Source organism: Paenibacillus dendritiformis, from assembly GCF_021654795.1.
GTDB lineage: Bacteria > Bacillota > Bacilli > Paenibacillales > Paenibacillaceae > Paenibacillus_B.
This window is the reverse complement of record NZ_AP025344.1, coordinates 1,108,650-1,120,587: the sequence shown is the minus strand read 5'-3', so window position 1 is coordinate 1,120,587 and position 11,938 is coordinate 1,108,650. Positions and strand designations below refer to the sequence as shown.

Sequence of the window (11,938 nt, the reverse complement as noted above, 5' to 3'; positions counted from 1 at the left end):
AAAGTTCATTCCATGGTCAAAAGGGTGTCATTTAGCCCAAGCCCGGCGGCATTCCGGTGGACAACATCCCGGCGGTAATAAATATAACCGCGCCGCAAGCTGCCTCCAGACTGACGCCGCGCAGAAAGACCCGGACCCGCTCCGGGTCGCCTTCCTGCTTCATGAAGGCGGGCAGCCAGAAGAACCGGTGGAAGGCGGCAATCACGAGCACGCCCGCATAGAGCGCGCTCTTGACGAGCAGCGTCTGTCCGTAAGCAGACGTATAGAGCGCCTCCCAACTTCCGACATGCATCACCGCCAGCACCAAGCCGGTCACTACCGTGATGACCGTCAAAGGCAGGGCGGCGGCTGAGAAGCGCGACCAGAGGAGCCCTGCTTCCGCGAATGCATCCGCATCGGGCTGCCGGCGCAGGCTCCGGGTGACAATCAGCAGCCCGGCGAGGCCGCCGAACCAGATGCCTGCCGTCGCGAAATGCAGCGCATGCGAGACGACAGCGGCCGCCGCCTGCAGCGGGGCCCCGGATGCGGCATGGCCGGTCAACGGGAAGGTCAGCGCCAGGCCGAAGAGCAGCAGGCCGCGCAGGGCGGCCAACGGCCGATGGGATGGGCGCTGCCTCATCAGGAGCGTCCCGCATAGTCCGGCGGCCAGCACGATGCGCGCTGCGTCCGCCAGGCCGACGCGCGTCGCTACGGCCAATGTCCACGCCGTGGAGACGATGGCACCGGCGCCGGATCCGGCGGGCGTCAGCTGCGCGGCAAGCAGCAGCATATGCGCCGCATAGGTCAGCGCATAGAGGCATGCGGCCGCAAGCGCGGCAGCCTGCGCCGCCTTATGGGTCCGTGCGGCCATGTCCGCCAGCCGCGGCCCTCCCCTCCCGACCGAACAATGATGGAACAGGAGGGCAAATAAGGCGGCTGTCGTCATAATATTGACAATGCGTATCACAGTATTCCACCGATCAGTCATGCCTGTACCTTGCGCCGTATGGCCGGATGCATGGTCATGATGATGGGCGCGATCGGCGGACGCCCCAGGCACGTCATCAGGAGCTTCATCAGGCGCGGCCCCATCCGCCGAACGGGCATCCTGGCTGCCGGGTGCCGCGGCTTGTTCTCCGACCGGCGCGCTTCCCTCATCCTGTTCCGCTCCGGATGGATCGGACGGCTTCGGGTGAGCCGCCTCCGCTTCCCGGCTTCCGTTCTCTTGGCCGGCCGATGGCGCAGCTTCGGCTGCTGAAGCCTGGACGGAAGGAGCTTGCTGCCCCTTGTCCGGGTCCGCTCGGCCAAGCTCCCCGGCCGGAGATGCCGCGGCATCTCCGGGCGCGCCGCTTCCGGAGCCGGACGAAGCGGGCGCGGCGGGCAGCGCCTTCGGCTCCTTCGCCTGATCGGGAGCCGGCTGACGCGGGCCCGCCTTGCCGGGGCCGGACGCTCCGGCATCCGTCTCGCCGCCGGCCGGCTCTGTCTGGTCAGCCGGAGGCTGCGGCCCGCTTCTGTCCGGCTGGGCCGTTCCACCTGCCGGAGCCCCGGGCTTCACGGGATCGCCCTTCCCGTCCTCTCTCGGTGAGCCCCTGTCCGGCTTGGCTTGCGGCTCGTCGATGTCGTCCAGCGACTTGGTCGGCGCGGGCCCGCTCTTGTCCAGCGTCGTCCCGACCGCGAAGCGGTACGAGCCCTCGGTGACATGCGTGTCCACCGACAGCACCTGCCACTTCACCTTATAGACGCCGTTCTTGAGCTCGGGAAGAGCCTTGACCAGCGTGTCGCCGCCTTCCCCGCTCACGGCGCCGCCGATCTCGCGCCCATCCTCGTCCCACAGCGTCAGCGAGCTCAGCTTCGCATCGATGCCCTCGGTGAACGCGATGCGTATCTCCGTCGGCGCCGTGTCCAGCTCCGCATCCGCCAGCGGCTTCGATGACGCCAGATTCGCATGGGCCGATACGGTCAGCGGATGAAGCAGAAGGGAGAGCAGCAAGGCGGCTATACCCAGCAAACAGCCGGGTTGTCTCGAATTTCCCTTCCCTTTTCCCATAAACGTTCCTCCTGACTTCTGACATGCTTCTATTCCCGGACAGACGGGCCGCCACCACATGCAGCGGCGCGCCCAAGGGAAGCCGGTTTTATTTCGTCAGGTACAAGTAGACGGCGGCGCGGTTCGCTCCGACCGCCGGCAAATATTCCAGCACGGCCCCCGCCTCGGAAGCCGCCTCCCGCAGCGAGACCGCAGATGCGGCGTTCTTGGTCTTGCCGCCAAAGGCCTCCTTCACCCAGGCCGCATCCGCCGCCAGCGTGCCGTTGGCGAACGAGAACGAGGCATCCGGTTGCGCCTTGCCGTTCAGGAACACCTGCGGCTTCGCTTCGGCCGGGGTGCCTGACAGTTCGTAGGCGCCGTTCTGGGCGATGAAGGTCATCGTCGCTTCATAGCTGACGGTGTCATACTCGCCCTCGCGCTTCTCATTGGCGGCCGGCTTGGCGCGCAGCAAATAATAGTCGGCGCCGCCCAGCTTGAACTTGACGATGCCCTTGGCATCCGTCTTCACGGTCGCCGCTTCCGAATTGCTGCGGCGGATAAGCGATACTTCGGTATCGGCCAGCGGCTTGCCCTTGAGCAGCAATTGGACTTCTGCGGTGGTGTTCGCTTGGGCCGCAGCCGGATTGAACAACGGCACCAGCTCGGCGCGGTCCGGGCTCACTTGCCGCTGGAAGCCGGTCAGCAAGGAGGCCCGCTTCATCGTCGGGATGTCCATGACGGCGACGAACGATTTGGCGCTCCGCAAGGTGCGGCTCGCCGCATCGGCTCCCTGGAAGATGCTGTCTCCCTCCACGGAGACGATATAGGCTCCAGGCTGGGAGGAGGAGAAGGAAGAGACAAAATAGTTGTTCACCGCCGGCTCCGTCTCTGTCGCCGCTTCGCCCGCGTAGAAGCGCGTATCGGTAATGTCGATCTTTTTGCCCGCCGGGCTCACGACGTAGACTTGCGAGGAATCCGGGCTCCATTGGCCGGCGATGCGGTAGCTGCGGTGCTCATTGGAATGATTGCCGAGCATCATGTCGACATAGGCGACCTCGCCCGCGCCAATGACGGGACTGTTCGTCTGCGACCATCCGTCATGCGCGAGCGCGGGGATGGCGATCGTGGCGGACAGCAGCGTGCCCAGCAGGATGCTGGCGGTTTTTTTCATGTTCATACCTTTATCCCAACCCTTCCATTGCGAAATTGTGATCCAGATCACGCTTCCACAGTGTAACCGAGCTGCTTACGCCTGACATGACTCCATCTAGCTATAAAATGTAGCAATCACGTGAACATTCCTCGCCGGCGGAAGCGGGGGCTTATCCCGGCCGTCCGGCGGCTTCGGCCAAAACTGCAATTCTGCAGCTTTTTTCTGTACGCCCGATCGGGACCAAGGAAATCCTGCAAATGTGCAGCAATCTCCTCCGTTTTGGGCTGGGTGGAAGGGATTTGGGGCGAAAAGCTGCAGCTGTCAGGCTGTTGAGAAAGAAGTTTTGAGTAGGAAAATGGATATTTCCACCATTCTGAAAACTGCACCATTTCCCTAGACACGCCCATCCGGCAGTCGAAATCCGCAAAACTCCACGATTTCTCCAGACGCTCCTATTCAGTAAGCGAAATCCTGCATAAACTCCTAGGCCCCCTAATTAAACTGGAGCTTCCGGCTCCAATATTATAAGCTGTTATCAGAGGGGGACAACTAGTATGGGAAAGCACTTTAGCAAGGAAAAACGCCTGCAAATTGTAAAGGAAGCAATGGCCGGCATTAAGGTGGGAACACTTGCCCGAATGTACGGTGTCCATCCGGAGACGGTACGTGTTTGGGTTAGAGACCACCGTGACGAAATTAGCCAAGAGGAGATACCCGCAGCAGACGAGCATCTGCAAGAACTCCGTCGACTTCAAGAGGTAGAGGCAAAGTTCGAGCAGGCAAAAAAGCTCCTGGGTGAAAAAGAGCTTGAGATCGAGATCCTGCGAGAAGTCGTAAAAAAGAAGAACCCCGCTTATCTGAAAGACTTGAAATAGCAGAACCGTTTATTAAGCGGGGGCATGCAGCAGCTAAAGTTCTGCGTATCCTGAAAGTTCGCGAATCGACGTACTATGGCCGGAAGAAACGAGAGGCATCCAGTACCGAAGAACAGGCTTCATGCGCTCTAAAAGGGCGTCCTGTGCCTGGATTTTCCTCTACGAACACGGGCCGGAAAGTTTCAGATGAACAGATTAAAGAATGGATGCTCGAACTCCTGGAAGGAGAAGAGCACATTTATGGGTATAAGAATTTGGCGCTGTGCCTCCGCAAACAACGTGGATTGATTCTAAACAAGAAAAAGGCGTACCGCATTTGCAAAGAGTTAGGAATTCTTCAGAAACAACGGAAGAAAACAAGCAAACATCCTCGAAGAGTACCGAGAAACCGGACGGTAACCGGGGTGAACCAGCTATGGCAAATTGATATTAAATATGGGTACGTGATTGGTCGCCAGCGTTTCTTTTTCGTGCTCAGTATCATCGATGTATTTGACCGCGTCGTCGTCGGACAATACCGGGGTTCCGTGTGTGAGGCCAAGCACGTCGTACAGACACTATGCCGGGCGCTACAAGAACGCCTGAATCCCGGCGATGAGTTGCCCACCGTCCGCACCGACAACGGGCCTCAGTTTGTCAGCAAGTTGTTTGGTGATACGTGCGAGAGTCTGGAGATCGTCCATGAACGCATCCCGCCACGCAGTCCGAATATGAACGCCTACATTGAGTCATTTCATAGCTTACTCGAACGTGATCTGTTCAGCCTGACGGAATTTATGACATTTGAAGAGGCCTATGAAGCACTTGATCGTTACATGGATTTCTACAACAACCGCAGAATGCATGGTAGCCTAAAGAGCATGTCACCATCGGAATACTCAAAGTGGGTCATGACGCTGGAGGACCGATCAAAATATCATCGGGCCGTGTAACCACGCGAAATAGGAAGCAATTCTAAGAACGCATCTTTTTTGGTGGACATGACTCCAGATATAGGGGGCCTAGCCGTAAATACAGCAATTCGATAGGGACGACGATTCCAGAAAGGGAATCCTGCAAAATTACAGGAATTTCCCCCGTTTCGCTTCGGCTTGAAGCAAAAGGGCCTAAAATGATGCAGATTTCCAGCAATTCCTCGGGATGTGGACTCATTAAGCCGAAATTCCTGTAAAATAGCAGCAATTTCCTCCGCACGTCCAAGCCCCAGGAGGCAACGATGCTTCGAGCAGGCCGATAATGCTTCCAGCAGGCCGGATAATGCGATGATGCCCCCAGCATCCGACGCGGTCGCTTGGATCCCGTAACATCAGGCCATTGAGTAGTCTATGGGGCTTTTTACTTGTGATTGATCTCTTCTCCCGGTAGAGAAAATCGATTTAAAACACTCTAAGAGCCAAAGTTTGGATGACGAAAATGGACCATCTCCACCCCTTCACAAAAAAACAGGGGTTTTCCAACAGCCTGAGCTGTGCAGCATTTTCAGCCGAACCTCCCCTTTGAAGGGGAAAATGCTGCACCTATGCAGGAATCAAGCCCCTAGAAATGCAGCAACCCGCATGGGTGCCGTCCATGCGGGTTCGCAACGATTTCAACTATTGGGGCAGGGCGGAGCATGGGCAGAGCGGAGCATGGGCAGAGCGGAGAAGCCCGCGCTACATCGACGCCTGCAGCTCCGCCCCGCCGGCGCGGGAATGACGCACCAGTTCGGCGTAGCTGCCGCCCTGCTTCAGCAGCGCCTCGTGATCGCCCTCCTCGATGACGCGGCCGCCGCTCATGACGATGATGCGGTCGGCATGTTGAATCGTCGAGAGGCGATGCGCGATCACGATCGTCGTCCTGCCCTTCGAGACGACATTCAAGGCCTGCTGGATGAGGCGCTCGGTGTGCGAATCCAGATGGGCCGTCGCCTCGTCGAGAATCAGGATGCGCGGCTCGAACACGAGAATCCGGGCGAAGGAGATCAGCTGACGTTCGCCGGCAGACAGCCCGCTGCCCCGTTCCGAGAGACGCGTGTCATAGCCGCGCTTGAGCCGCTTGATCATGCTGTCCGCGCCGACCGCCTGACAGGCCCGGATGACCCGGTCTCGCGGCACATCCTCCTGGAACAGGCGGACATTGTCCACAATCGTGCCGGAATAGAGATACGGGTCCTGCTGGACGAGGCCGACGATCCGGTGCAGCGTCTCTTGCTTCATCCGGCGAATGTCGATGCCGTCGATCTCGACGCTGCCCTGGCGGACATCATAGAAGCGCGCCAGCAGACTGACGAGCGAGCTTTTGCCCGCGCCGGTCGTGCCGACAATTCCGATGAATTCCCCGGGAGCGATATGCAAGTCGAGATCATGCAGCACATCGCGGTTCTCGACATAGGCGAAGCGGATATGGTTGAAGTCCGCCTGGCCGAGAACCTCTTCCGGCTTCACCGCAACCGTCTGACCGGGTTCCGGGTCGGTCACCTGCGGCGCGGCCCGGAAAATGCGCCAGAGACGTTCCATCGACACCGTCGTCGACTGGAGCGTGTTCCATTGCTGGGTAATCTGGTTGATGGGCTGGAAAAATTGGCGAATATAATTGATAAAGGCGTAGAGTACCCCGAATTCCAGCGCTTTGTCCAGCACGGCCATGCCGCCCAGCCAGACGACGAAGGCAACGGACAGGTTGCCGAGCATATCGAACGAGCGGTTGAACAAAATGCTCGTGCGCACTTCCCGCAAATTTTCGCGCAAATAGCTGCGGTTGCGGCTGGTGAACCGGCCGGTCTGCTCTTTTTCCTGATGGAACGCTTGAATCAAGCTCATTCCGGCCAAGTTCTCGGCCAGAAAAGCGATAAGCCGCGACAGCTCCCCCCGCACCCGCTGGTAGGCCGACCGCAGGAGCGAACGGAAAGCGGCCGCGATAGCGAAGATGACCGGGAACAGCAGCAGGCAGTACAGCGCGAGCTGCGCATCCAGGGAGAACATGAAGGCGACGACCAGCAAGAGCGACAAGCCGTCGCGCACCAGGCTCAAGAGCACTTGCGTAAAAAATTGGTTGATCGTCTCCGTGTCGCTGGAGACATTCGTCACGAGACTGCCGATCGGATTGCGGTCGAAGAAGGACATCGACTGCTTCGAAATATGGCGGAACAGATCTTTGCGAAGCTGGCCGACGATGCTTTGCCCGACCTTCTGCAGCAGGTTCGCTTGAACGTAGGAGAAGACCAGGCTGACCGCCGCCAGCAGGAAGTAGCAGCCGCCGAGCAGCAGCAGCGTCTCTGCCCCGTGCGCGCCCGTCAGCAAGTTCTCGTCGATCGCCACCTTCACCAGATACGGCTGCAGCAGATCCGCGCCGATGGCGAAGAAGGTGCAGACGAACACCGCGAGGAAGGTGAGCCGGTACGGCTTGGCGTAGGCCAGCATCGCCGCGAAGGAACGCATGCGATCCTCGCGCGAGATGTCCTGCGCGGCATTCGGCTTCGCGCTTGCGGCTTCACGCATCGAGCATCCCCTCCTCTTGAATGGCATGCAGCGAAGCATAGTAGCCGCCCTGGCGGAGCAGCTCGGCATGCGTGCCGCGCTCCGCAATCCGCCCCTCATCGAGGACGACGATCTCGTCCGCATGGCGCACCGCGCTGATGCGATGGGCGATGATAAGCGTCGTCAAGCCCTTGCGGGCGCGGCGCAGATTCGCCAGGATAGCGGACTCGGTGACGACGTCCACGGCGCTGACGCTGTCGTCCAGGATCAGGATCGGCGCGTTCTTGATGAGCCCGCGGGCCAAGCTGGTGCGTTGGCGCTGGCCGCCGGACAAGGTAAGTCCCCGCTCGCCCAGCTTCGTGCCGAATTTGTCGGGGAATTCCTCGATATTGCGGTAAATGTCCGCCAGCTTCGCCGCTTCCTGAACCGGACCGTCATCGATCTCGCGGTTATAAAAAGCGATATTGTCGCGAATCGTCGTACTGAACAAAAATCCGTCCTGCGGGACGTAGGCAATCTGCGTGCGCAGGCTCTCCAGCGTCAGATGCCGGATATCGCCGCCGCCGATAAAGACGCTTCCCTCCGGCGGATCGTATACCCGCAGAAGCAGCTTGACGAGCGTCGTCTTGCCGCTTCCCGTCTTGCCGACAATGCCGAGCGTCTTGCCCGGAGCGACGCGGATGCTGATATCCTCCAGCGAGGGGGTATCGCTTTCCGGATAAGTGAAGGACAGATGGCGCAGTTCCAGCTCCGCCTCCCCCGGACGCAGCGCAACCGCCTCTGCCGCCTCCTGGATATCCGGCTCCTCTTCCATCAGCCGGTTCAGCCGGTCCAGCGACGCGCGGGAGCGCAGGATCGTATTGATCACGTTGCCAATCTGCTGCAGCGGCGTCATGATCATGCGCAGGTACAGCGTCAATGTAACGAAGTTCCCGAGCGACAGCTGTCCGCGGATGGACATCATCCCTCCGTATGTGATCGCTAACGCCAGCGACAGCGCGCCGGCGAACGGGATCAGCGCCTGGAACAAGGACGTCATCCGCACGAGGCGAAGCTGATTGTCGCGGATATGGTCGACCGTCCCGTCGAAGCGGGCTTGGGCGATATGCTCCACCGCGAACGTTTTCGTTACTTTGATGCCGCCGAATTGTTCTTCCGCGGATTCCGTCATCCCGGCAAGCGCATCCTGCACGGCGCGGGAGCGCATGCGAATGCGGGGGCCGAAGTAGACGACGAACAGCGGAATGGAGAGGAGCGGCAGGACGCAGACCAAGACCAGATGCAGGGGTATATGGCTCAGCATCATCATCACGAGGACGGATACGAGCAGAATCGTGGCATTCGTCATCTGATTGACGCCGTTGGCGATGGATTCACGGACGGCCCGGACATCATTCATGAAGTAGCTAAGCAGCTTGCCGACCCCGTTTTTGGAATAATAATGCTCGCTCAACCGGGTGAATTGCCCGAACAGCCGCTGCCGCGTATTGAACTCGAACAGCCGGCCGAGACGGTGGTTCATGTACTGTCCCAGGCCGAAGAGCACGCCATACCCGACGCCTATCGCCGCGAGCCAGAGGCTGTAATGAATGACCGCGCCCCGCGTCAGCCCCTTCTGCTGCAATTCATCGGTGAACTGGCCGAGCAGGGCGGGGTAGAACGAATTGATAACGTTGGCGGCCGCCATGAACAGCACCGCCGTCACATAAAAGAACCAGTGAGCCCGAACATGACCGAATAACAATGACTTTCCTTTCATCTTCACTCTCACATCCCGTACCGTTATCGAGTCCGGCGCCGTCAGAGATCGCGATCGGATCCGCAGTCCTTGAAGGCCGGCGGAACGGATCCATCCATGTCTCTCATCGGCATGTTCGCCTCCTTTCAGGACCATTATGTCAACATATAGATAATAAAACAATTGGAATAACCGTTCAATCTATTTGTTTACGAATTGTTCACTTGATTTTTGCCCCGGCATCCCCTTGGGCCCTGCTTTCGGCTTGCTCAAGCCTTCCTCCGGCCCCCCGAATGCAACAATGGCCGTGCTCTCTCGAGGAGAACACGGCCGATGCCGATGAGACACATATCCTTTTTGCATTATACGGTGAATTTCGTCAAGGCTTCCCGCAGATTGCCCGACAAGCGAGTGAGCTCTTCGGACGAGAGGGCCAATTCTTCCATAATGGCATTTTGCTCTTCGGTCGCGGCAGCAATCGACTGCACGTTGGCCGACGATTCCTCGGAAATTTGGATAATGCCCTGAACCCGCTCCAAAATTTCTTTCGCGTTCAGATTGACCTCCTGCACGATCGCGTCGACCATTTCCACATTGCTCGACACTTCCTGAATCGTCTTGACGATCGCTCCGAACACTTGCCCGGTCTGGTTCACGCTCTCCATGCCCGACTCGACCAGCTTCGTGCTCTTGCTCATCGACTCGACGGCCTGGAGCGTATCAGCCTGAACGAGCGAAATGATTTCCTGGATTTCCAGCGCAGCCTGATTCGATTGATCGGCCAGCTTGCGCACCTCATTGGCGACAACCGCGAAGCCAAGACCGTGCTCGCCCGCCCGGGCCGCTTCAATCGCCGCGTTCAGGGCCAGCAGATTCGTCTGTCCCGCAATCTCGGTAATAATCTGGATAATCTCGCCGACCTTGCCGGAACGATGCTCCAATTCGGTGATGACGACGGAGCTGGATCCGACGTTTTCCGCCAGCTCGTTCATCTGGCTCACCGTGTCCTTGACCATGACGCTGCCGCTCGATACCAGCTCGCTGGCGCTCGCGAAATCGCTCGTCATCGACTTGACGACCTGCTCGACTTCGCCGATGGCCATCGTAATGTCCTCCATCGTGCCGCCGATATTGCGGAGCATGCGCGCTTCCTCGTCGACCCCCTGCGAGATATCCTGCAAGGAGAGGGTCACCTGCTCAGAGGCTTTGCTCGTCTCCTGCGCGCTGTGGACGAAGTCTCCCGAGGTGACGGTAACCTTGTCGCTTGTCGCGACGACCTGTTCGACGAGATTCCGCAGATTCGAGGTCATATTGTCTACCCCGCGGGCGACCATTCCCCATATATCCTGCCGGTTCACATCCATGGAGAGGCGCTGCGTCAAATCGCCGCTTCCAATCCGGTCCAGCGTCTCGGCCACTTCATGGATCGGCTTCACCATGAACCGATTCACAAGCAGCCATATCGTTCCGCAAATCACCAGGATGGAGGCGATCGCAACCGCAAGCAGCATCAACTGATAGTATCCGACCCCGTCGCTGAAATCGAGCAGGCTGGACACGATGATGACGCGGTACTTCCCGGCTTGGCCGGATACGCCATATTCCAGTTGATTATCCAGGAACATGCTTCCTTGTGGCGACTCCAGCAGCGGCTTCAACTGCGGATAATCGGCCAGCTTCGTCTTCTCTGCGGCGCCTGCGGCCGCCGCGATCTCGTTGCCGTCGACAATGAGCGCGAAGCTGTGTTCCCGGAGAGCGATGTTTTCAAGCATTTCATCCGGATTCAAGTCGCCGCCGCGTTCGATCAAGCTGATGACATGGGAGACGTCTTGCTCCGTATCTTTAATCATCAAGTCCGTTATCGTTTCTTTTAAAAAGTTGACATTGACCATGCTTGTCGCTGCAATGATTAGCAAAGTCAAGAGCGTCATGGGCACGAGGATTCGCGCCAACAGCGACTTATGCCACCAGTTGCCCATGAATTTCAGCCGTTTGGTCACGGATGTGATTTGAGCGTTCATTGTCTTCTCACCTTCGGGTTGTATTCGTTGAACACGACTCATTCAAGTTGTGTACGTTACAGGCCGCTATGCGGAAAAAGACTCCCCGCATCGCGGGCAAGTCTTTTTCGCATCAGTCCGCACTCTCTTATTTAAAGCTGTCGAGATATTTGTCGGCTTCTTCGTAGCTCTGGAATACGCCGTTGTCGCCGCCGAGCTCCTTAATCAACCGGGACAGCTGCAGCTTCGTGAGCGCCGAGCTGACGATCATGGCCGAGCCGAGAATTTTCTTCTTGGCCATATATTCGCGCAGGCCAGACAAATATTCATTTACGTCGGCCGGAGCCGGTTGCGCATCCGCCATGTCGATGCAGAACGTGTATCCTTCCTTCGCCTTGTCAACATATTGGCGGGCCGTTTTGTCATACTCCTTCGCCTCGTCCATGCCCATCATGCCTTCAAGCTTGATATAAATGCGGTTCTTTGCTGCGTCGTATTTTACGTTAAACATAGTTGTAAGTCCTCCTCAAATGTAGTCGTTTTTGATCGTTAGAAATCATGCCATGGCAGGATGCGTCCGGCATTCCCGCTGTCAATCCGCCTCTCGATGTTGTGCTCTCTTATCCCCTCCCAGACGTGGTCTACCCCTGCCGCCGCGGCGCGAACCAGTCCAGCGTAACGCACCGTGCCGCTCCGATTGCCCGTATCAATC

At 58.5% G+C, this 11,938-nt stretch carries 9 protein-coding genes; 2 read left to right on the top strand and 7 right to left on the bottom strand.

What is annotated here, in order from left to right:
• Positions 1-31: 31 nt before the first annotated feature.
• Both L6439_RS04805 and L6439_RS04800 read right to left on the bottom strand, forming a co-directional pair.
• Complete coding sequence (locus L6439_RS04805) at positions 32-2,026, bottom strand: copper resistance CopC/CopD family protein (protein ID WP_213471451.1); 1,995 nt, start codon at positions 2,024-2,026, stop codon at positions 32-34.
• Between the two features lie 88 nt (positions 2,027-2,114).
• Positions 2,115-3,182: a DUF4198 domain-containing protein gene (locus tag L6439_RS04800; RefSeq protein WP_213471450.1), complete on the bottom strand. Its 1,068-nt coding sequence runs from the start codon at positions 3,180-3,182 to the stop codon at positions 2,115-2,117.
• Positions 3,183-3,712: 530 nt separating this feature from the next.
• On the opposite strand from L6439_RS04800, the gene L6439_RS04795 reads away from it, so the two are divergent.
• Both L6439_RS04795 and L6439_RS04790 read left to right on the top strand, forming a co-directional pair.
• Positions 3,713-4,033, top strand: coding sequence for a transposase (locus L6439_RS04795; protein ID WP_172879205.1), 321 nt, complete (start codon positions 3,713-3,715; stop codon positions 4,031-4,033).
• Positions 4,030-4,965 carry an IS3 family transposase gene (locus L6439_RS04790; protein ID WP_168182744.1) on the top strand — a complete coding sequence of 312 codons (936 nt, stop codon included), beginning with the start codon at positions 4,030-4,032 and terminating at the stop codon, positions 4,963-4,965. Before L6439_RS04795 ends, L6439_RS04790 begins: the two co-directional genes overlap by 4 nt.
• 720 nt (positions 4,966-5,685) lie before the next feature.
• Here the strand turns inward: L6439_RS04790 and L6439_RS04785 are convergent.
• From L6439_RS04785 to L6439_RS29270, 5 genes are all read right to left on the bottom strand, one after another.
• Entirely contained in the window at positions 5,686-7,509 is a 1,824-nt protein-coding gene (locus L6439_RS04785; protein ID WP_168179326.1) for an ABC transporter ATP-binding protein, read from the bottom strand.
• Entirely contained in the window at positions 7,502-9,247 is a 1,746-nt protein-coding gene (locus L6439_RS04780; RefSeq protein WP_168179327.1) for an ABC transporter ATP-binding protein, read from the bottom strand. Before L6439_RS04780 ends, L6439_RS04785 begins: the two co-directional genes overlap by 8 nt.
• 341 nt (positions 9,248-9,588) lie before the next feature.
• Complete coding sequence (locus L6439_RS04775; RefSeq protein ID WP_168179328.1) at positions 9,589-11,247, bottom strand: methyl-accepting chemotaxis protein; 1,659 nt, start codon at positions 11,245-11,247, stop codon at positions 9,589-9,591.
• Positions 11,248-11,374: 127 nt separating this feature from the next.
• Positions 11,375-11,737 carry a protein kinase gene (locus tag L6439_RS04770; protein WP_168179329.1) on the bottom strand — a complete coding sequence of 121 codons (363 nt, stop codon included), beginning with the start codon at positions 11,735-11,737 and terminating at the stop codon, positions 11,375-11,377.
• Between the two features lie 38 nt (positions 11,738-11,775).
• On the bottom strand, positions 11,776-11,910 hold the full coding sequence (locus L6439_RS29270) for a hypothetical protein (protein WP_269155980.1): 135 nt from the start codon (positions 11,908-11,910) through the stop codon (positions 11,776-11,778).
• Positions 11,911-11,938 lie beyond the last annotated feature (28 nt).